Genomic DNA, 19,650 nt, shown 5'->3' with positions numbered 1-19,650 from the left:
TGTTATCGGTTATTGAGGCGGCCCTTCGTCTGTATTTTCTTCCTCGTCACTATAATTACAGATAATTATCGGCTATAACTGCTCTCAGTGCATGCCGGGCTACCCTGTACGCCCGCACATACCTCAACTGTAATGCAGAGGACACCGATGAAAACCCTCACCTCGACTCCCCGCGCCGATGGCTTCCATATGCCTGCCGAGTGGGCGCCACAGACCCAGGCCTGGATGATCTGGCCCGAGCGCCCGGACAACTGGCGCCTCGGTGGCAAGCCGGTGCAGGCGGCGCACGTGACCCTGGCCAAGGCAATCGCCCGCTTTGAGCCGGTGACGGTTGGGGTGTCTGCTGCTCAATACCAGAACGCCCGGCGCCAGCTCGACCTGCCTAACATCCGCGTGGTCGAGCTGAGCAACGACGACGCCTGGGTGCGTGACACCGGCCCGACCTTCGTGATCAACGACCACGGCGAAGTGCGCGGTGTCGATTGGGCTTTCAACGCCTGGGGCGGTTTTGATGGTGGCTTGTATGCACCGTGGAACCGTGACGAAGACGTCGCCACCAAAATTCTCGAAATGGAACGCTGCCAGCGGTATCAGACTGAAGGCTTCGTGCTTGAAGGCGGCTCGATCCACGTCGACGGTGAAGGCACGCTGATCACCACCGAAGAATGCCTGCTCAACCGTAACCGCAACCCGCACCTGAGCCGCGAGCAGATCGAACAGATCCTGCGCGACCAGTTGGCGGTAGACACCATTGTCTGGCTGCCTGACGGCCTGTTCAACGACGAGACCGATGGCCACGTCGACAACTTCTGCTGTTACGTCGCCCCAGGTGAGGTGTTACTGGCCTGGACCGATGATTCCAACGACCCCAACTACGCGCGCTGCCACGCCGCATTGGCAGTGCTGGAAAACACCCGTGACGCCAAAGGCCGCACCTTTGTAGTGCACAAGATGCCGATCCCAGGCCCGCTTTACGCAACCGAAGAAGAGTGCGCAGGCGTCGACCAGGTGGCCGGTAGCCAGGAGCGTAGCCCTGCCGAGCGCCTGGCGGGCTCGTACGTGAACTTCCTGATCGTCAACGGCGGCATCATCGCGCCGAGCTTCGATGACCCGGCAGATGCCGAAGCTAGAGCCATCCTGGCGAAGATCTTCCCCAACCATGAGGTGGTGATGATCCCCGGACGCGAGCTGCTGCTCGGTGGCGGTAACATCCACTGCCTGACTCAGCAACAACCGGCGCCGCACAAGCGCTAACTCTCTGATAGAAAAGAAGCCCGTCGATTGACGGGCTTTTTTTATGCGCGGCCGACGGCAGACGCGGTAAATGGCACACCTCTTGTATCGTTTCCCATTGTGTTTCAAGCAGATAGGTTTAAACCGATCTGTCACAAACTCAACGTAAGTTAGCCGCTCACGGGCCCAGGGAGTACGTGTTGAAATGAATGCAGCAAGTGAGTCGGTTTTGCACCCATCGGCAGTAAATCACCAATCGCTCAAAATGCTGACGCAGTGGTTGAAGCACCATGGAAGCAAGCGGGTCAGGACGACCGATACCCGACGTCTGTTGCATGAGCGCTATCCACGAGGACTGATCAGCGATGCTGAGCTTGAGGCGCTGGTAGCCATCTGGCATTGAGCAGGCAGTGCTCCCGAGCTGTTGAACAAGAACGCCACCGCTGATTGCGGTGGCGTTTTTATTGGGCGAGTGAATCAGAAGTTGTAGGTGCCGGTCACGACCAGGCTGCGCGGGTCGCCCAGCTGGATCTGTGCGGCGCTGGTGGCGGAGGCGTAGTAAGTCTTGTCGGTCAGGTTGTTCAGTGCGGCGCGCACATCCCAGTCCGTGGTGCGCAGGCCGACCAGTGCGTCCCAGCGGCCATAGCCTGGCAGCAGGGTGGTGTTCTGGTTGTCGGCAAAGCGCTCGCCAACCATTGTCAGGCCGGTTTCGGCGTACCAGCCCAGTTGCGGTTTCCAGCTGATGAACAGACTGCCGTTGCGCTTGGCCACATCATTGATGCGGTTGCCTTGCTGGTTGCTGTTGTCCTTGACGATGGTCGCATCCTGAAGGCCGATGCCACCGCGCACATACCAGTTGCCAACGATGTTGCCGGTCGCGGTCAGCTCGATGCCGCGTGAGCGTTGCAGGCCGCTGAGCAGGAACAGTTCAGGGTTATCGGCATCGCGGGTACGACGGTTGTACAGCTCCAGTTCATAGATGGCCAGGGTGGTGCTCAGGCGCTCGTCGAACCAGTCGCTCTTGACCCCGATTTCCTTCTGCCGGCTCAGCTCAGGGTCGGTTTTGTTGGTATTGCCGGCGGCGCCCGGCGTGATACCGATCAGGCCACCGCCGACTGGCGAAAAGGTCTTGCTCCACGAGGCGTAGAACGAGTGCTCGCGCCACGGTGAGTACACCACGCCGATGCGCGGGCTGGTGCTGGTGCTGGTTTGCGGCTCGCTGGCGCTGTTAAGGCGGTTGGTGGTCTCGACCTCGAAGCGGTCAAAGCGCAGTCCCGCCAGAATCTGCCATTGCTCGTTCAGGCGGATCTGGTCTTGCAGGTACAGGCCGCGGCTGTCGACCACGGTGTGGTTGTTGCTCGACACGCGCATGCGGCCGTTGTGTTGCAGGCTGCGATCAGGGTTGTCCAGGTCAAGGCTCGGCACCGCTGTGCCGCCTTGGTTGGTCGGCAAGGCGTTGCGCAACAGCGGGTCGCGGCGCTGGTGGCCCAGCTCCAGGCCGACCAGCACGGTGTGGTGCAGGCCCCAGGTGGCGAACTCGCCTTCGGCTTCAAGGTTGTTGAACAGGTTGCGAGTTTTCAGATCCTGCTGCCACCGCTGGCGAGTCACCGTGTTGCTGGCGGCGTTGTAGCCGGTGGCGTAGGTATTGTCGAACTGGCTGTCGAGCTGGAACAGGCCCAGCGTGTGGCGCAACTGCCAGTTGTCGCTGAGCTGATAGTTCAAGCGCGAGCGCAGCGACTGCGCCTGGTCATCGATGAAGTCGCGCTGGGTATCGCTGTAAGTCGTGCCCCGGTCGACGTCGGCCGGGCGGCCATTCACACCCGGGATGCCGCGATCAGGGGTGCGGTTGAAGCGGCTGTATTCGTACTGCACCAGCCAGTTCAGGTCTGGCGTCAGTTGCCAGCTCATCGACGGCGCGAACAGCTGGCGGTTGCCATCGACGCCATCGCGAAAGCTGTTGTAGTCGAGGTTGCCCATGTTCAAACGCAGGCTGATGGTGTCGCTTGGGTCGGCGCTGAGGTCGGCGTAAAGGCTGCGCATATCTTCGCTGCCCGCCTGGGCTTCGATGCTCGAGCGACGGCCATGCTCTGGCGCCTTGCTCACCCGGTTGACGATACCGCCTTGGCCGCCACGGCCATACAGCACCGCGGCCGGGCCCTTGAGCACCTCGACCCGCTCGATATTGTGCAGATCGCGTATGTATTGGCTGTCGTCGCGAATGCCGTCCAGATAGAAGTCGTTGCTGCTCTCGAAGCCGCGGATACGCACGCTGTCGAAACGCGTATCGGCACCGCTGCTGACGTTGGGGATGCCTTCCAGCGCCTTGCCCAGGTTGTTGCTGCCGTAATCCAGCAGGTTGCTGGTCTTCACTGTGTCGATGGCTTGCGGTACGTCGCGCACCGCTGTGGAGGTGCGAGTCGCCGTGCTGACTTCCTTGACCCGGGGGTTGTCCCGTTCACGCTCGCCATCGGCGGTGACCGAGAGCTCTGGCAGGGTAGTGGTGGCGGCAGTGGCAACGCCCGCGCCGCACAGCAGCGACAGGCTCAGGGACAGGGGCGAAAGGCGGCGAGGCACACGCATGACGGCATCCAAACAAGCAGTTAATGAAAAATGGATGCGGATGGTAATGCTTGCTATTAGCGCTTGCTCGGGTAATTCGTAAAGCCCTGTCTTTACATGTGTATCTCGATGTAACAGGGGCGGCGGCGCTGATCGTAGAGACATTTGTCGCTGTATGTAGGTTGAATCACCGCCTTGTGGGAAAAAATGCCCCACGCAAGGGCAGATACGCATTGAAATGCACTATTGCGAGGTGTTTTTTTGGTTATATACACCTGCCTTTCACGATTTTTTGACATTGAGAAGCAGGGGCGGCTAGGATTCGCCATCGCTTGCTGGCCATGACATGGCCATGCGGCTGCGAAAGCCCGCCAGTTGAGCATCGGCACGGCTTGTCAGTTGGATCCGCATAACGTCGAACCTACGAAGGGGCGTTGGTTTCCGGGCGTAAAAATGCACAGTGTTTTTGATTAAAAATAAAGGAAAAGAAAATGTTGAAAACCAGGATCAGCCTGATCGCCCTGGCACTCGTTGCCGCGACCCAGGCACAGGCCAATGACCAGGCCGAGAGCAAGGGCTTTGTTGAAGACAGCCACGCCAACATCCTGCTGCGCAACGGTTTCATCAACCGTGACAAGAAACACGGCACCAATGACCAGTCCCAATGGGGCCAGGCATTCATCGGTAACTTCTCCTCCGGCTTCACCCAAGGCACCGTCGGCGTAGGCGTTGACGCCTTCGGCCTGTACGCACTGCGCCTGGACGGCGGCAAAGGCCGTAACGGCGGCGGCGGTATCGACTTCTTCAAGCGGGAAAACACCGTTGACGCAGATGGCCAGAGCGCTGCTGCCAACGACCTCGCCCGTGCTGGCGCTGCGGTCAAGTTCCGCATCTCCAACACCGTGCTGAAGTACGGTGACCAGATGCCGGCCCTGCCAGTGCTGCAGTACGACGACTCGCGCCTGCTGCCAGAAAGCTTCACCGGTACCATGATCACCTCCAAGGAGATCGAAGGCCTCGAGCTGAACGCCGGTCGCTTCACTCAGGAAGTGCGCAAGAGCGCCGAGCACCGCGACAGCGGTGGCCTGAAGTCGATCAACGTGTTGGGTGGTAGCTACAAGTTCACCGACAACTTCACCGCGTCGCTGTACACAGCCGACAACGAAGACGTCATGAAGAAGCACTACCTGGGTTTGAACTACGTCTTCCCGATCGCTGCTGACCAGTCGCTGACCCTCGATTTCAACGGCTACAAGTCGGACATCGACAAGAAGTTCGTCCAGGCTGCAGGCCTGAACGGCGACTCCAACACCATCTGGAGCCTGGCCGCTACCTACGCCTACGGCGCGCACTCGTTCACCCTGGCGCACCAGCGCAGCACCGGCAGCACCGGCTACAACTACGGCTGGTACCAGAACGAAGGCGGCGTGGGTGACGGTGGTTCGACCATCTACCTGGCCAACTCGTACTGGTCTGACTTCAACGCTGAAGACGAGCGCTCCTGGCAGCTCGGCTACGGCCTGGACTTCAGCACCTTCGGCGTGCCTGGCCTGACCTACAAGCTGGCCTACGTTGTCGGCGACAACATCAACACCCGCAACGTCACCAACCCACAAGGCTTCGGCGAAGGCAAAGAGCGCGAGATCTTCAGCCAGGTCCGTTACGTCGTTCAAGACGGCCCGGCCAAGGACCTGTCGGTCAAACTGCGTGGCTCGTTCCTGCGTACCAACAACGCGGTACAGCAGAACGGCTACAACGACGACGGCAACGAAGTTCGTGTGTTTGTTGAGTATCCGATCAGCATCTTCTGATTCTGGTTGGGTGACGGAAAGGGCCGCTTAGCGGCCCTTTTTGCGTTTTAGGGAGTTGGATTAGTGCTGTAGTCTCATTCCAAATCGAGGGACATCTGGAATGAGCATCATCAAGCGCCCGCCCGAGGTCATCACGGACCCGCTCGCGCTCATCAGCGCACAGCACCAGGATCAGGCAGCGCAATATTTCGCGCTGGCCCATCCGTTCGATCCGAAAGGCAGTTACCTGCACTTTGACGAGTGGCGGTTTCGGCTTCCTGCTGGGCTGGATGCCACATTGGCTTGGTCTCTCATAAAACGTGCGAGAAGCGTTCAACTCACCCCGACGCTGATGCTCGGCGAGCCTGCTTATCAGTGCTGTTATCTGCACACGCCCGCCATGCATATGGCCGTTGCAGAATGCGACCGACATACAACCAAACGTCAGCTGGAATTGATGGGCTCGAAGGTTGGCGAGGGCAATCACCTCCAGTATTTGCTCACTGACCTGATTGAAGATGAGGCGATCAGCAGTAGTTTGCGCTGATTCAGCTACGAGCATGAGCGCCGCGAGGGCCGAGAACCCGTCTTCTACTCGCTTCTCGAGGTATACAAACCCGGCCTCCCTGAACCTGCGCTTTGAGCGAAGATCACCGGCTCAGCAAACTGCCAAAACGGTCCGGCATATGGCCGAGGCCAGCAGTTCACCACATATCAATTGATTTTCTATCTGGTCACGTATACGTTACATGTCAATCCAATTGTCTCGTATTCTAAACATGGACCACGAACTGCTAACTCAGCGCTTAGGGCGACAAATACGCACACGGCGCCTTCATCGAGGGCTCACCCAGCAACAGCTTGCAGAGCTGGCAAACCTTACTCGTCAGAAAATCATCGCTGTGGAGAAAGGTAGCCTATCCGTTGCTATCGCCGCCTATGCTAAAGCTCTTGGCGCAATGGATTGCGAGTTGCGAGTGATTGCTGCAGCCATGCCTACGTTGGAAGAGATCCAGGGGATGTTTGAATGAGCGCTTCACTGACTGTAACGACACCCCAAGGTATCAGCGGAACAATCCTTACCAGCGCTGCTGATTACCTGTTTCGTTACGCTGCGGAGGCTGAGCCGCGCGCTGCAGTCAGCCTGCTCATGCCTACTCGCACGGAAGAGTACCGCCATCGAGATTTGCATCCGGTATTTCAGATGAACCTGCCGGAAGGTTATGTGCTCGAGCAGCTACGCAACCGCCTGGCAAAGATCGCCAAAGTCGACCCCATGTTGCTACTGGCGTTATCTGGCAGCAGCTCTCCCATAGGCCGGGTGTACGTCAGCTCGCGCACGGTTGATGCGTTGCTTGAGCGTGAGCAGTTTCCTGGCGAAAAGCTGGACGAAATTTTATCTTGGGACGGCTCGCACGACATCTTCGCCGACCTGGTGGATCGCTACATCCTGCGTGCCGGTATCTCGGGTGTGCAGCCTAAAGTCCTGGTGCCTGAACAACGAAATTCAACACCACAGCGGTTCACCTCGAAGACTTCGGAATTGATCATCAAAAGTGGCCGCGACGAATATCCCGGCCTGGCCATCAATGAGTACCTGTGCATGACCATCGCGCAGGCCTCAGGGCTGCCCGTGCCGCCGTTCTTCCTCTCGGACAACGCCAAGTTGTTCGTCATGCGCCGCTTCGACCGCGACGAGCAGCACAACCCAATCGGTTTTGAAGACATGACGGCGTTGATGGGACTGCCAGCAGAGCAGAAGTACAGCAAGAGCTATGCAGCGATTGCCAAGGCAATCCGCGTGTTCTGCGCACCCGAGCACCTCAATGCCTCGCTCACGCAACTGTTCGAGATGGTTACGCTGAGCTGCATCGTCGGTAACGGCGATGCCCATCTGAAAAACTTTGGCCTGCTCTATTCTGACCCCGTGATGCGCGATGCCCGCCTGGCGCCCGCTTACGATATCGTCAACACCACGGCTTACATCCCCGAAGATGTGCTCGCGCTTACGCTCGCCGGCAATAAGTCGATGTTTGCATCCCGTCAGGGCTTGCTGGACTTTGCCGAGACGTGTGGTGTAGCGCAACCGGGTGAAATTATCCGCAAGCAGTTGCAGGCGCTTGAGCAAGTACTGGCGAAATCGCCGGAGCTATGCGAGCAGGCGCCGCACGTAGTTGCGGCGATCAAGCAGAGTGCAGGGCCGTTTATTCGGAGCTTTGGCAGCTGAGACGCACGGTCAGATGCTTGAATTTTGCGGCAGGTTCTCACCGCTGTGAACGTCCGTCTCTCGCGACCACGCTTCATGCTCGTACCAATCCTCACCAAACAACTCAGCTGGGTGCATCGTCCGATCGGCACCATTTCCGCAGGCCAGCGCTTTGGCCGGGCAGTACAGGTCGCATCCCCAGCAAATGCGTTCGGGATGGCTCGGGTTGAGGGGGAATTTCTTGGCCATGCAGCGCCCTCGTTGTGGCGGTCATTGCGCTTAGGTTACTGCTGCCGTGAGTGCGGATTTTGATCGGAATCAACTTGATGCTGCTTACCCTGTGCCTCGTCTTGCTGCGCAGTGTGAGGGCCGCCGAGCGACCCTAGCTGCGCCTATGATGTCGCGCGTTGAGCTCGGTTTCGCGCGATCTCGATGTCGTCCATGATCGCCTTGGCGAAGGTGCTCAGGTAATCCGCTGCGCCGAGCAGCTTGTGGTCATTCTCCATATCGCCCTCGCGGACCAGATGCTTGATGTAGCCCAGCAGTACTGACACGTGTTCATAGGCATGCTCGAACGGCACTCCGGGCATGACCCGAAATATGTGAGAGGACCTTTCACCCGATTCGAAAAACGTTTCGACGCCGGCCGTGACGTTGGTTTTTTGATCGTCGCTCATCTCAGCATTCCTCCGGCTTGGCGGGCAGGCAGGTCAATGCGTAGTCAATCAGAGCGCGTGAGGCATCGGCGGTATGGGCGGCGTTCGCCAGCATGTTCAGCCCGGCCTGGTAAGGATGGGCGCGGCGGTGTTGGTCGATGGTTTCGGCTACGCCAAGCAGCAGTTCGCTGGCATGGGCAAGGATTTCAGAAGTAGTGACGTTTGGATGGAGGCTGAAGGAGGACCGTTGGGTGAAGTCTTGGCGGGGTGGGTCGGTGACGAGTTTCTTCATGGTGGATCTCTCATTTCGTGACAGGAGCCACCAGCTCGACCTTTCTCACGGATCAAGGTGGCAGCCGTACGCAGGGTGAGAAACCGAGGAAACGAGCAAAACCCGGCCAGACCGAAGTCTGCCCGCGCACGGCTGCCATAACGACTTGCCGCTGCATTTCATGCGGGTTCTCACACCCGGTCACCGGAAACTGGCGACCCAGAGACGTTATCCCTGAGGCATTTCCCCGACAACAGCGAAGGTTCGGCAAGGTGCGTAGGATAGTTCCGAAGAGCCCTCGGCTGAAGCATTTGGTTGCAGGTTGGGAAATGTCCTACGGCGCTGCTGCGCAGCAGAGAAGAAACGCCTAACCCGTTTCTAATGAGAAGTATTACCATGTGCGACTCATTCAAGTCTCCCGTCGGATATCGCACTCATGGCCTCATCCTCGACAACCCATCAAATGGTGGGCGAACTCTATGCTCAGCATCACAGCTGGGTGGTGCAGTTACTGCGGCGCAAGCTGGGCGGGCATGAGCAGGCCGTGGATCTGGCGCAGGACACTTTCCTGCGTATTTTGAGCAGCGGCAGCGTGCCGGTTTTCCGCGAGCCTCGCGCCTACCTCACCACCGTCGCCAGCCGCTTGTGCGTGCAGTATTTCCGCCGCCAGGCCCTGGAGCGGGCGTATGAACAGTCGCTGGCGATCCTGGAGCCGGAACATATGCCGTCGCCGGAAACCCGCTTGCTGGTGCTCGAAGCGCTGGACGCGGTAGGGCAGGTACTGGACGGGTTGGGCAGCAAGGTGCGGGAGATATTCCTGCTGTCGCAGCTCGATGGCCTGACTTATCCACAGATCGCAGCGCGCATGGGCCTCAGCGTGAATGTGGTGCAAAAAGCCATGCTCAAGGCCTATCGCCATTGCTACCTGGCGGTGTACGCGCCATGAGTCGCTTCAAGGTCGCCAACGATCAGCCCCTGGACGAAAGCGTGCTGGACCAGGCCTTGAACTGGATGGTTGCCCTGCAGTCGGGCACCAGCAGTGCTGCCGAGCAGCAGGCGTGCCAGCACTGGCGCAACGAGAGCCCCCAGCACGAACTGGCCTGGCAGCGTTTGGTCGGGCTGAGCCGCGACATGCGCCTCAACCAGGTGCTCACGGCCCCCGGTGCGCGGCAATTGCTGCAGGCGCGCAGTGCTGTTTCGCGACGCACCTTGCTCAAGGGCTTTGCCGGCCTGAGTGTGGCCAGCGCCCTCGGCTTGGGGGTGCGCGAGCGGGTGTTGCTGCCGGAGTTGTTCAGCGATTACCACACCGCCACCGGGGAGCGGCGCCATGTACGGCTGGCCGATGGCGCTGCATTGCAGCTGGATACCCGCACCGCGATGGATGTCGAGGGGGCTCGCCTGACGCTTAACCTGGGCAGGCTGTTGCTGGCCAACGGTGCCAGCGACAGTCGGGCGATCAAGACCGCGGATGGTTGGATACGGCCAGCCGCGCTGTCGCGGTTGATCATCAGCCACGGCCTGCCAGGCCAGCCGGGTACGCAGGTGCAAATGCTCTCCGGCAGTGCGCAGGTCGAGCCATCGCGTGGCCCCCGCACCCAGGTGGAAGCCGGCCAGCAGCTGAGCTTCAACAACCTGCTGAGCGGGCAGCCGACCCGCGTGCCAGCCACCGCCGAAGCCTGGAGCCAAGGCCTGTTGATCGCCGAGCGCATGCCACTGGGCGAGGTGCTTGAGCAACTTGATCGCTACCGGCGCGGGCTGCTGCGCTGCGACCCGGCTGTGGCGGGCTTGCAGGTGTCGGGTTCGTTCTCGCTGGACCAACCCGAGGCCAGTCTCGACCTGCTGGCCAAGGTACTGCCGGTGCGTGTGCAACGGGTGTGGGGTTACCTGGCCAGCGTGGTGCCGGCTTAGTTTTGAGTATTTTTCACGGTGGCCGGCAGTATTTCCGTTCTCGAGCATCAAGACAGGCAAGACGCTGAAAAAGCGCCCGCCAACCTTCTCGACAGGACAGTCTTTATGCTCATCCGCGTCACACCCCTCGCCAGCGCGTTACGCACCGCGATCTTCGGTTTATCGTTGGTTACTGCCAGTCACAGCGCGATTGCCGCCAGCCCGGTAACCACCGGGGAACACTCCCAGGCTCAGGCCTTTGACATTCCCGCCGGTAACCTCGACCGCGTGTTGGGTGCGTTCGGGCAGCAGGCCGGTGTGATGGTTGGCATTGATTCAGCGCTTTCCTCCGGCGTGCAAAGCAGCGGTTTGCAAGGTAGCTTCGCAGTGGAAGAAGGCCTTGAGCGCTTGCTGGGCCCGGTAGGGCTGCAGGCTGAACCTGCAGAAGGCGGGTATCGGGTGGTTGCCAAACCCGTGTCCCAGGATGGCAAGGTCGAGTTGCAAGCGACGCAGGTGAGTGCCAACCAGTTGGGCACCATTACCGAAGGCTCTGGTTCCTATACCCCCGGCACCATCGCCACCGCGACGCGCCTGGTACTGACGCCACGGGAAACGCCGCAGTCGATTTCCGTAGTGACGCGCCAGGCCATGGATGACTTCAGCCTCAAGTCGATCGACGACGTGATGCGTCACACGCCGGGTATCACGGTCGCGGCCTATGACAGTGAGCGTACGTCGTATTATTCGCGCGGGTTCGCCATTCGCAACTTCCAGTACGACGGCATCCCGATCCTGCAGGATGCGCAGTATTCTTCTGGTCACACCCTCACTGACACGGTGATCTACGACCGTGTCGAAGTGCTCAAGGGCGCTACCGGCCTGCTCACCGGCGCCGGCGGCCCTGGCGGCACCATCAACATGGTGCGCAAAAAGCCCACGTCCGAGTTCAAGGGTTACATCGACCTGGGCGCGGGCTCATGGGACAACTATCGCTCGGAAGTCGATGTCAGCGGCTCGTTGACCGACTCCGGCAACATCCGTGGTCGCGCCGTCGCGGCCTATCAGGACAAGCACTCGTTCCTCGACCACTACCAACGCCAGACCGCCGTGTACTACGGCATCCTCGAGTTCGATCTGGCGCCTGATACGCTGCTGACGATTGGCGCCGACTACCAGGACAGCGACCCGCAGGGTTCCAGCTGGTCTGGCTCGGCCTCGCTATATGACTCGGACGGCAATCGCATCAGCACCCACCGCGGCTTCAACAACGGCACCAAGTTCAGCAAATGGGAGCAGTACACCCGTACCGGCTTCGCGACGTTGGAGCACACATTCGACAATGGCTGGGTCGGCAAGGCGCAGTTCAACCACCAGATCAACGGCTACAATGCGCCGCTCTCTGCCCTGCTGTCGCCAAACGCCGCCACCGGCAAAGCGTCGCTGCTGACCCGTGCCTACGACGGCGAAACCATCAGCGACACCGGCGACTTGTACGCCACCGGACCGTTCAGCCTGTTTGGCCGCGAGCATGAATTGGTGGTCGGCACCTCGGTATCGCGCTCGCGCTGGACCGGCAGCAACTACACCAGCGCCGTCTACAGCGATGGCAACAGCCACGACTATTTCAACTGGGACGGCGACGCCGCCAAGCCGGGCCGAGGTCCGGAAACCGCCTACAACGACGAAACCACGCGCCAGAGCGCCGGCTACATGACCGCGCGCTTCAACGTGACGGATGACCTGCACCTGATGCTCGGCACTCGCGTGAACAACTTCGAAGTCACCGGCACCAGCCAGGTCAAGGACACTGGCAAGGTACTGCCTTATGCCGGCATCACCTACGACCTCAACGAGAATTTCTCGGCGTATGCCAGCTACTCCGATATCTACCTGCCGCAGCGTGAGTATCGCGACATCAATGACAAACCGGTCGAGCCGGATGAAGGCAAGAACTATGAGCTAGGCCTCAAGGGTGAATTCTTTGACGGCCGCCTCAACGCCAGCATTGCCTACTTTGAAGTCCACGAAGACAACCGCGCAGTCACCGACGACCGCTACGTGCGAGGCAGCATCCCCGGGCTGGACGGTGCCTATAAGGGCGTTGAATCCAAGACCAAGGGCTATGAAGCGGAAATCTCCGGCGAACTGGCCCCCGGCTGGCAATTGCAGGCGGGCTACACCCACAAGATCATGCGCGACAATCAAGGTGAGAAACTCTCCACCTGGGAACCGGAAGACCAGGTCAACCTCTACACCACCTACAAACTGACCGGCCCGCTGGACAAGCTCACCCTGGGCAGCGGCGTACGCTGGCAGAGTACCGGCTGGAAACTGCTGACCAATAACTACACCACCATGACCACCGACAAGTTCTCCCAAGACCCGCTTTGGGTGGTGGATGCAATGGCCCGCTATCAAGTCACCGACAACGTCTCGGCCACGCTTAACGTCAATAACGTGTTCGATAAGAAGTACTACACCAATATTGGTTTCTACAACTCGGTGTATTACGGCGATCCGCGGAACGTGATGCTCTCTACTCGGTGGAATTTCTAGCCGCGGGTTGATGCAGGTACGCGACATAAGGGGACTCCCTTTTATCGAGGTGGCCTGTATTCAAGCCGGTCGAGCTGAACCAGAACATGCCGCCCGAAGGAGAGAAAGCCATCGAGTACTTGATGCCGGTTTTCCACGCGGGCTGCGGAAAAACACAGCCCTCGTAGCGATACGAGGGCTGTGTTGCATGAGCAGCAGAAAGGAGACCGGTTTGATCGCAGAGATCAGAAATCCCAGCGTGTGGTGACCATCATGTTGCGTGGGTCACCAGGGTAGGCCGAGTCATAGAAACCAATGTTGGTGTAATAGTGCTTGTCGAACAGGTTGTTGACGTTGAAGGTGACCGAAAGATTATCGGTCACTTGGTAGCGGGTCATTAGATCAACCAGCCAGTAGGGGTCTTGGGTGAATTTCTCGTAGCGGCCACCACCGGGGTAGCCCCAGTTGTTGACGGTCTGCCAGCCAGCGCTTTGCCAACGCGCGCCGCCACCGACGGTGAGCTTGTCCAGGCTGCCCTGGAGTTTGTAGGTGCTGTAGAAGCTGACCTGGTCTTCCGGTTCCCAGGTGGCGACTTTATCACCATCGCTATTGCGGGCGATCTTATGGGTATACCCCGCTTGCAACTGCCAGCCCTTGGCCAATTCGCCGGAGATTTCCGCTTCGTAGCCCTTGGTCTTGGTCTTGGTGCCGATGTACGAGTAGTCGACGCCCGGCTGCGAGTTCCAGGCCGTGTCGGCCAGCGGACGGTTTTCTTCGTGCACCTCGAAGTAGGCGAGGCTGGAATTCAAGCGGCCACCGAAGAACTCACCCTTGAGGCCGAACTCATAGTTCTTGCCTTCGTTGGGGGCTAGCATGGCACGGGTGCGGGTGCGGTACTGAGTCTGTGGCTGGAAGATTTCGGTATAGCTGGCGTATGCGGTGAAATTGTCGTTCAGGTCATATGTCAGGCCTGCATACGGTACCACCTTACCGCTTTCCTGAGTGTCGCTGGTCCCAGTCACCTGGTAGTTGGCAATACGTGAGCCGAGCAACAGGTGCAGTTCATCCGTCAGGCTGAAGCGACCGGTGACGTAGGTGCCGGTCTGGCGGGTCGTTTCGTCGTTGAACTTGGTGGCGGTCCACAGCGGCTCGGCGGCATCGCCGTCCCAGTTGTAGAAATCATAGGAGTTGTTGAAGTAGGTGGTTGCGGTGTAGTCCTTGGCTTTCCATTTGGAAATGGACAGAGACTGACCGATCACCAGTTCGTGGTCGCGGCCGAACAGCTCGAATGGCCCCGAGGCGTACACATCGAGACTGTCGCTGGTGGTCTTGCCCACGTATTTGCGCGCGTAGATGGAGCTGGCGGTGGCGGAGTCCTGGGAGATGTAGCCCAGGGGAGCGTCATAGCCGTTGATCTGGTGGTTGTATTGGCCTTTGGTGACCCAGCCATTATCAAAGGTATGTTCCAGGCTCGCGAAGGCCGTGCGGCTGTACTGTTCCCAAGAGCCCCATTTTGGGCCGTTGTTGAACGAACGCGGCAGGTCCAGCTTTTTGCCGGTCGCATCAAAGATGGTGCGTGTACCGGTCCAACTGGAGCCTTTCGGATCGCTGTCCTGATAATCGGCACCGAGGGTCAGCAGAGTGTTTTCATCCAAGTCGACCTCCAGGATGCCGTATAGCACACCGGTCTTACGCGAGTAATGATCAAGGAACGATTGTTTGTCCTGATACGCCGCTACGACACGGCCGCGGACGTTGCCGGTTTCGGTCAGGGGGCCGCTGACGTCGGCTTGGGAGCGATAGTTGTCCCAGGAGCCGGCGCCCAGTTCGATGCTGCTCTTGAACGCGGAGGTCGGTTTCTTGCGAATGAGGTTGATGGTACCCCCTGGGCCGCCTGCCCCGGTGAGCAGACCTGTAGCGCCCTTGAGAACTTCGACGCGATCATAGATCGCCATGTCGGTCAGGGTCTGGCCCGCCGAATATTGGGCGTCGCGCAGAGTAGGGATACCGTCGTACTGGAAGTTGACGATGGAGAACCCGCGGGAATAGTAGTTGGTACGCTCGGTGTCATAGGTCGATACGGTGATGCCCGGGGTATGGCGCATCACGTCATCGATGGCTACAAGCCCGAAGTCATCCATCGCCTGGCGGGTTACTACCGAGATCGATTGCGGTGTTTCTCGAGGCGTCAGCACCATGCGCGTCGCCGTAGCGATAGTGCCGGGGGTGTACGAACCGGTGCCTTCAGTCACTGTGCCCAACTGGTTGGCAGTGATTTGCGTAGCCCCCAGTTCCAGGGCATCGTCGGTACTGTTCGCGACCAGAACGTACCCGCCATTGCTCTGACGTTGCGCTTGCAGGCCACTGTTGGCGAGCAGGCGCGACAGTCCTTCCTCGACACTGTATGAGCCTTTGATCCCGTCAGTTGTGAGATGCCGAGCCTGCTCGGTGTCGAACGAAATGGTAACCCCCGCCTGCACACCGAACTCGGCCAGGGCGCTACTCAGCGGCCCGGGGGCGACCTGGTAAGCGGTCAGGCTCTGCGCCATGACCTGAGCCGGCATCAGCGCCAGGCCAGACAGGCTGGCAAGGGAAGCGCCCAGAACGGCCAGGCGCACGGCGCGCCTCAGCAGCGTCGGAGTGTTGTGGGAAAGCGGGGGCATTCGATGATCCTTCCGTTGTCTTGGCAGAAACCCGCTGTATCGCGGCTTATGTCATTGACGGATGAGAATCTGAATCAGCAAGGTTGCCGCTGAAGATTCTGCGACGCGGCTTCACGCCGCTTCAATGCTGGCCCAGTAACGCGTCAGATAACGCACTTTCACCGGCAAGGATTTGCCCAGGTTCTCCAGCACGGTGTCGGTATCATCGATGCGAAAAGCGCCGGAAATGCTCAACCCCCGAACCTCGGCAGCACAGCGCAGGACGCCCGGTCGATAGCGCCCCAACTCCTCGATGAAGTCGCCCAGCCGCCAATCATCGACGCTGAGCATGCCCTGCACCCAGGCGGTCGAACCCGCTGGCAGGGGGCGGACGCTGCCTACTCGATCACGATCGAACGTGACCTGCTGGCCGGTTTCCAGGCGCAGCGGGTGATCGGCATGCCTTTGCGGGCTGACTTCAACCGCCGCCTCTAGCACACCGACAAGGGTTTGCTCGGGCAGTTGGCGCACACTGAACCGGGTGCCGAGCGCGCGCACGCCCCCTTGCGCGGTCTGAACCATGAAGGGGCGCTGGGCGGGATCCTTGGCGGTTTGCACAATAATTTCGCCACGGAGTAGCTGGATTAGCCGCTGTCTGGAGTCGAAATGGATGTCCAGTGCGGTGTCGGCGTTCAGTTCCAGTTGCGAGCCATCGTCCAAGCGCAGCGAGCGACGTTCCCGGATGCCCGTGCGCTGTTGCGCTAGCATCGAGCGGTACGGCACCTGCTCAACGGCCATCCATGTACCACCGCCGACCGCTATCAGCATACCGAGAATCTTCAGTACATCACGGCGTTGTGCCTGCGCTGCACCGAGGCCAGACAACGCCGCCTGCTGCGGTATTGTCGCCCACTGCTGCTGAAGCTTTTCAACCCGCGACCATGCCGCCGCATGGTCAGGGCTGGCCTGTACCCACGCCTGCCACGCCCGCGTGCGCGCCTCGCTGGCGGTGCCGTCATTGAGCTGCACATACCAGGTGGCGGCCGCCTCCAGCGTCTCCAGGTTGGGCGACGCAGACATCAGTTATCCACCAGCAACAGGCAGCGCGTCATGGCGCGAATCAGATGATTCTTCACCGTGGTCACCGACACCCCAAACCGCTCGGCCGCCGCCACGTAGCTCAGACCTTCGAGCTGCACCGCCAGGAAAATCTCCCGCGTGCGCTGGCCCAGCTCATCTAGCAGGCTATCGACCGCCACCAGCATCTCGATGATGGACAAGCGAATCTCCGGCGAAACATCCACCGGTTCTGGCCGTTGGGCCAACGCATGCAAGTAAGCCTGCTCAATGGCGCGGCGACGGCATTTATCGATCAGCAGCGAACGGGCGATGGCGCTCAGGTAGCCACGAGGTTCGCGAATGGGTGCGTCATTGCGCGCCGTCATCACCCGCAGAAACGTGTCCTGAGCCAGGTCCGAAGCATCGGCGGCGTTGCCCAAACGCACACGCAACCAGCCCTTCAGCCAGCTGTTATGTTCGCTGTACAACCGATGAAGAGCCGAATGATCAAGCGCCGACATGAGAGAGACACCGAGGCATAAATGGTAATCGATCTCATTATTATGGTGGCGGGATTTTAATGCAAGGGGCTTCCCATAGGACCCACTGAATGAAGTACCACATAGAGCAGATTGCGAGAGTCTTACGAGCGTACGCTTACTTACTGCGGCATTTTAAAAGCCAAAGCAGCGTCAGCACCGTCGGCCAAAACAAGGTGTTCAAAAGGTCGTGAGCGCTTGCCTGCCAGCGCCAGTATCCGAAGCTTCCAATATCGTCTCGTCGATCTATCCACTCGCCAGCACATGCAATGATTAAAACCGCTAGCCAGCCAAGGTATGGCCGCAATCGCCGGATGCCAACGATCAGCGTCAAGTAGATCGCCATGCCCACGTAGATATGCAGCGCGTCTTTGGACAGTCCGGTTGCCGCCACAATGGCGAGCTTGATGCTTTGGGCGGTTGAGATATCCAGTTCAAGTCCTCCTCGCTGAGCCGGTGCCAGGTTCCGCCTACATCCGAGCAACGTGAATTTCAATCTGACTGGAGAATTAGTTTGAAGTTATCCACTCAGCGGTCCTCTGCCACCGCGCAAGGGGGAATACACGACTCTTCTTGGGCGCAGCACAGCTTTGGCGTGGCTCGGTGACCACGTCGGCACCATCCGGCATGTCATTGAACGTGTCGCTTTAGAAGGTCACTAGCGGGGCGTCGCTGGAATGTCTTGAACCCGGAAACGAAAAAACCCGCCAGAAGGCGGGTTTTTCGTGTGTGTATGGTGCCGGCACCAGGAATCGAACCCGGGACCTACTGATTACAAGAACCCTGCTCACAGCTTGTAAATCAATAGCTTACGTCGTTTTCTGGTACGTGCTGAGCGTACGGGAAGCCAGAAACCATGCAGTCTCTGGCCGGGTTGGTACGCGGGAATCAGTCGGCGGAAGGGGATACGCGGGGTAGGCTGAAGTCGTATATATCGAGCATGGCTTCGTCTCGGTGGCCGCTGGCGTCTTGCTTCTGCTTGCGATTGCCAGGTGTGTCGGTGATGCCGCGACGCTTGAGGTCATGCAGCGCGAAGCGGTGTTCCTCGGCGATGACTCCCTCCTTGATTGCCCTGGTTATGAAGCGCTGCCAGGTGCTGTCCAAACTGCTCTTCTGCAGTTGTCCGCCGTGGGCGGCGACGATGATGAAGCGGCGCTCTGCTGCGGCTGGAATGGGGGTGGACTGACTGGCCCATACGCGGCGTCTGTACGCCTTGGCCCCTTCCCAAGCAGCTCGGAGCCTGGGCGTCCAGCACACAACGTTGTCACGGCTGCCCTTGCGCCGGTTCGTCTGGACTCCGTCCTCCAGTTCGTTCGCATCGGTGAGGGTGACGGCCTCGATGCCGCGCAGGCGGCAGAGGTAGGCCAGCTCCATGACGTAACCCAGATAGGCAGGGCATGCCCCCGGTTGGCCTCGCGTGAGTTGGCCCATGGCGTGCGCCCGTGAGATCAGTTCGCCCATGACCTTTGGATTCGGCAGGCGGCGCTGCTTGCGCTCGGCCGGCGCTTCGATGCCCAGTGCGACATTGATCTCCAGGTAGCCGCGGTTGCGGCCCCACTGCATGACCCGTCGCAAGTATCGAAGGACATGCGCGGCCTTGGAGGGAGTCCCCTCGTCGGCGATCCGGTCGACCAGGCGCTGCACCAGGGCCGAGGTGAACTTGCGCACTGAAAGTTCGCCCAGTGGCTTCTGCAGTTTGGTTGGGATGGCCAGCAGCACGTTGCGGGAGTACTCGTAATCGTCGCGGGTTTTCTTTGCGAGTCGCTTGCACTGAGCGCTGGAGTGGAACTCATTGCACAGGTGGTTGAGGCTTTCCCGATCGACGCCGTTCCTTTCCTCCATGATCCGGTGCAGATCGCCCAGCGTTGCGGTACGGCCGGCGATGTTCATCCGCTTGCGGTTACCGCCCTCATCACGCCAGGAGGTGTACCAGACGCCCTCCCAGCGATGATCAAAAAAAACGGCCGCCGGAATGGCGGCCTGATCAATGTGCGCGGGGATGTGCGGGTTGTGTTTACGGGTCCGCCTCATAGGATCTCGCTGTCATATTTCTCGGTTGCCGGCGTCTTGCCGCCGGCCTGGTTGACCAGGTCAATTGTGGTCCAAGGGCCATGACGCCCCCAGAACCAGCGGATGCCCTGCTTTCGCAGGGCTTGCTCCACTCCAGACCGACGGGTGTAACCCGTGAGGTGCTGCAGGTCCTGGAATGTCAGGACCGTGCTTGGCTGCTGGTGGTCGATCATACGGCTGGCTTACCGTTGCCAACGACTAGA

Annotated in this window: 18 protein-coding genes; 8 read left to right on the top strand and 10 right to left on the bottom strand. The window is 59.8% G+C overall.

Translation table 11 applies throughout. The annotated features are described in order from the left end of the window. Window positions 1-147 precede the first annotated feature (147 nt). Complete coding sequence (aguA, locus tag K3F44_RS18335; RefSeq protein ID WP_220632749.1) at window positions 148-1,254, top strand: agmatine deiminase; 1,107 nt, start codon at window positions 148-150, stop codon at window positions 1,252-1,254. Window positions 1,255-1,710: 456 nt separating this feature from the next. On the opposite strand, the gene K3F44_RS18330 is transcribed toward aguA, so the two are convergent. Then, window positions 1,711-3,813, bottom strand: coding sequence for a TonB-dependent siderophore receptor (locus K3F44_RS18330; protein ID WP_220632748.1), 2,103 nt, complete (start codon window positions 3,811-3,813; stop codon window positions 1,711-1,713). 470 nt (window positions 3,814-4,283) lie between these two features. Here K3F44_RS18330 and K3F44_RS18325 point away from each other — a divergent pair, with 470 nt between their 5' ends. From K3F44_RS18325 to K3F44_RS18310, 4 genes are all read left to right on the top strand, one after another. Continuing rightward, window positions 4,284-5,603 carry an OprD family porin gene (locus K3F44_RS18325; RefSeq protein ID WP_150573241.1) on the top strand — a complete coding sequence of 440 codons (1,320 nt, stop codon included), beginning with the start codon at window positions 4,284-4,286 and terminating at the stop codon, window positions 5,601-5,603. Window positions 5,604-5,703: 100 nt separating this feature from the next. After that, window positions 5,704-6,129 carry a hypothetical protein gene (locus tag K3F44_RS18320; RefSeq protein WP_188036827.1) on the top strand — a complete coding sequence of 142 codons (426 nt, stop codon included), beginning with the start codon at window positions 5,704-5,706 and terminating at the stop codon, window positions 6,127-6,129. A gap of 232 nt (window positions 6,130-6,361) precedes the next feature. Further along, complete coding sequence (locus tag K3F44_RS18315; RefSeq protein ID WP_101323130.1) at window positions 6,362-6,613, top strand: helix-turn-helix transcriptional regulator; 252 nt, start codon at window positions 6,362-6,364, stop codon at window positions 6,611-6,613. Then, on the top strand, window positions 6,610-7,809 hold the full coding sequence (locus K3F44_RS18310) for a type II toxin-antitoxin system HipA family toxin (RefSeq protein ID WP_220632747.1): 1,200 nt from the start codon (window positions 6,610-6,612) through the stop codon (window positions 7,807-7,809). The genes K3F44_RS18315 and K3F44_RS18310 overlap by 4 nt, the downstream gene beginning before the upstream one ends. 9 nt (window positions 7,810-7,818) lie before the next feature. Here the strand turns inward: K3F44_RS18310 and K3F44_RS18305 are convergent, their stop codons facing one another. The 3 genes from K3F44_RS18305 to K3F44_RS18295 form a co-directional block, all read right to left on the bottom strand. After that, window positions 7,819-8,037, bottom strand: a complete 219-nt coding sequence (locus K3F44_RS18305; protein ID WP_103435299.1) for a DUF3079 domain-containing protein — start codon at window positions 8,035-8,037, stop codon at window positions 7,819-7,821. Between the two features lie 143 nt (window positions 8,038-8,180). After that, on the bottom strand, window positions 8,181-8,465 hold the full coding sequence (locus K3F44_RS18300; RefSeq protein WP_150573244.1) for a DUF3077 domain-containing protein: 285 nt from the start codon (window positions 8,463-8,465) through the stop codon (window positions 8,181-8,183). 1 nt (window position 8,466) lies between these two features. Continuing rightward, complete coding sequence (locus tag K3F44_RS18295; RefSeq protein ID WP_220632746.1) at window positions 8,467-8,736, bottom strand: hypothetical protein; 270 nt, start codon at window positions 8,734-8,736, stop codon at window positions 8,467-8,469. Between the two features lie 415 nt (window positions 8,737-9,151). Between K3F44_RS18295 and K3F44_RS18290 the strand changes: the two genes are divergently transcribed. From K3F44_RS18290 to K3F44_RS18280, 3 genes are all read left to right on the top strand, one after another. Beyond that, window positions 9,152-9,661 (top strand): sigma-70 family RNA polymerase sigma factor, encoded by a 510-nt coding sequence (locus tag K3F44_RS18290; protein ID WP_150573246.1) that lies wholly within the window; start codon window positions 9,152-9,154, stop codon window positions 9,659-9,661. Next, the gene (locus K3F44_RS18285) at window positions 9,658-10,623 is read left to right on the top strand and encodes a DUF4880 domain-containing protein (RefSeq protein WP_220632745.1); all 966 of its coding nucleotides are present in this window, start codon (window positions 9,658-9,660) and stop codon (window positions 10,621-10,623) included. The genes K3F44_RS18290 and K3F44_RS18285 overlap by 4 nt, the downstream gene beginning before the upstream one ends. Window positions 10,624-10,728: 105 nt before the next feature. Then, complete coding sequence (locus K3F44_RS18280) at window positions 10,729-13,158, top strand: TonB-dependent siderophore receptor (RefSeq protein WP_220632744.1); 2,430 nt, start codon at window positions 10,729-10,731, stop codon at window positions 13,156-13,158. Between the two features lie 224 nt (window positions 13,159-13,382). Here the strand turns inward: K3F44_RS18280 and K3F44_RS18275 are convergent, their stop codons facing one another. The 6 genes from K3F44_RS18275 to K3F44_RS18250 all read right to left on the bottom strand — a co-directional run bounded on the left by K3F44_RS18275 (window position 13,383) and on the right by K3F44_RS18250 (window position 19,620). Continuing rightward, window positions 13,383-15,800, bottom strand: a complete 2,418-nt coding sequence (locus tag K3F44_RS18275) for a TonB-dependent siderophore receptor (RefSeq protein ID WP_220632743.1) — start codon at window positions 15,798-15,800, stop codon at window positions 13,383-13,385. A gap of 111 nt (window positions 15,801-15,911) precedes the next feature. Further along, a complete protein-coding gene (locus tag K3F44_RS18270; RefSeq protein WP_220632742.1) occupies window positions 15,912-16,859 on the bottom strand; it encodes a FecR domain-containing protein in 948 nt (315 codons plus the stop codon). Continuing rightward, window positions 16,859-17,359, bottom strand: coding sequence for a sigma-70 family RNA polymerase sigma factor (locus K3F44_RS18265; RefSeq protein ID WP_220632741.1), 501 nt, complete (start codon window positions 17,357-17,359; stop codon window positions 16,859-16,861). Before K3F44_RS18265 ends, K3F44_RS18270 begins: the two co-directional genes overlap by 1 nt. A gap of 136 nt (window positions 17,360-17,495) precedes the next feature. Then, complete coding sequence (locus K3F44_RS18260) at window positions 17,496-17,810, bottom strand: hypothetical protein (protein WP_220634205.1); 315 nt, start codon at window positions 17,808-17,810, stop codon at window positions 17,496-17,498. Between the two features lie 455 nt (window positions 17,811-18,265). Continuing rightward, window positions 18,266-19,408: a tyrosine recombinase XerC gene (gene xerC / locus K3F44_RS18255; protein WP_220632740.1), complete on the bottom strand. Its 1,143-nt coding sequence runs from the start codon at window positions 19,406-19,408 to the stop codon at window positions 18,266-18,268. Further along, a complete protein-coding gene (locus tag K3F44_RS18250) occupies window positions 19,405-19,620 on the bottom strand; it encodes a DUF4224 domain-containing protein (RefSeq protein ID WP_220632739.1) in 216 nt (71 codons plus the stop codon). The genes xerC and K3F44_RS18250 overlap by 4 nt, the downstream gene beginning before the upstream one ends. Window positions 19,621-19,650 lie beyond the last annotated feature (30 nt).

Source organism: Pseudomonas sp. S07E 245 (assembly GCF_019599025.1).
In the GTDB taxonomy this organism is placed as follows: Bacteria; Pseudomonadota; Gammaproteobacteria; order Pseudomonadales; family Pseudomonadaceae; genus Aquipseudomonas; species Aquipseudomonas shirazensis.
This window is presented reverse-complemented; position numbering and strand designations above follow the sequence as displayed.

What these genes read in the sequence shown, in the direction of transcription:
- K3F44_RS18310 (WP_220632747.1), top strand. Translation starts at nt 6,610, where the DNA reads ATGAGCGCTTCACTGACTGTAACGACACCCCAAGGTATCAGCGGAACA.
- K3F44_RS18280 (WP_220632744.1), top strand. Translation starts at nt 10,729, where the DNA reads ATGCTCATCCGCGTCACACCCCTCGCCAGCGCGTTACGCACCGCGATC.
- K3F44_RS18265 (WP_220632741.1), bottom strand. Translation starts at nt 17,359, where the DNA reads ATGTCGGCGCTTGATCATTCGGCTCTTCATCGGTTGTACAGCGAACAT.
- K3F44_RS18300 (WP_150573244.1), bottom strand. Translation starts at nt 8,465, where the DNA reads ATGAGCGACGATCAAAAAACCAACGTCACGGCCGGCGTCGAAACGTTT.
- K3F44_RS18275 (WP_220632743.1), bottom strand. Translation starts at nt 15,800, where the DNA reads ATGCCCCCGCTTTCCCACAACACTCCGACGCTGCTGAGGCGCGCCGTG.
- K3F44_RS18270 (WP_220632742.1), bottom strand. Translation starts at nt 16,859, where the DNA reads ATGTCTGCGTCGCCCAACCTGGAGACGCTGGAGGCGGCCGCCACCTGG.
- K3F44_RS18250 (WP_220632739.1), bottom strand. Translation starts at nt 19,620, where the DNA reads ATGATCGACCACCAGCAGCCAAGCACGGTCCTGACATTCCAGGACCTG.
- K3F44_RS18305 (WP_103435299.1), bottom strand. Translation starts at nt 8,037, where the DNA reads ATGGCCAAGAAATTCCCCCTCAACCCGAGCCATCCCGAACGCATTTGC.
- xerC (WP_220632740.1), bottom strand. Translation starts at nt 19,408, where the DNA reads ATGAGGCGGACCCGTAAACACAACCCGCACATCCCCGCGCACATTGAT.
- K3F44_RS18290 (WP_150573246.1), top strand. Translation starts at nt 9,152, where the DNA reads ATGGCCTCATCCTCGACAACCCATCAAATGGTGGGCGAACTCTATGCT.
- K3F44_RS18330 (WP_220632748.1), bottom strand. Translation starts at nt 3,813, where the DNA reads ATGCGTGTGCCTCGCCGCCTTTCGCCCCTGTCCCTGAGCCTGTCGCTG.
- K3F44_RS18295 (WP_220632746.1), bottom strand. Translation starts at nt 8,736, where the DNA reads ATGAAGAAACTCGTCACCGACCCACCCCGCCAAGACTTCACCCAACGG.
- K3F44_RS18325 (WP_150573241.1), top strand. Translation starts at nt 4,284, where the DNA reads ATGTTGAAAACCAGGATCAGCCTGATCGCCCTGGCACTCGTTGCCGCG.
- K3F44_RS18320 (WP_188036827.1), top strand. Translation starts at nt 5,704, where the DNA reads ATGAGCATCATCAAGCGCCCGCCCGAGGTCATCACGGACCCGCTCGCG.
- aguA (WP_220632749.1), top strand. Translation starts at nt 148, where the DNA reads ATGAAAACCCTCACCTCGACTCCCCGCGCCGATGGCTTCCATATGCCT.
- K3F44_RS18285 (WP_220632745.1), top strand. Translation starts at nt 9,658, where the DNA reads ATGAGTCGCTTCAAGGTCGCCAACGATCAGCCCCTGGACGAAAGCGTG.
- K3F44_RS18315 (WP_101323130.1), top strand. Translation starts at nt 6,362, where the DNA reads ATGGACCACGAACTGCTAACTCAGCGCTTAGGGCGACAAATACGCACA.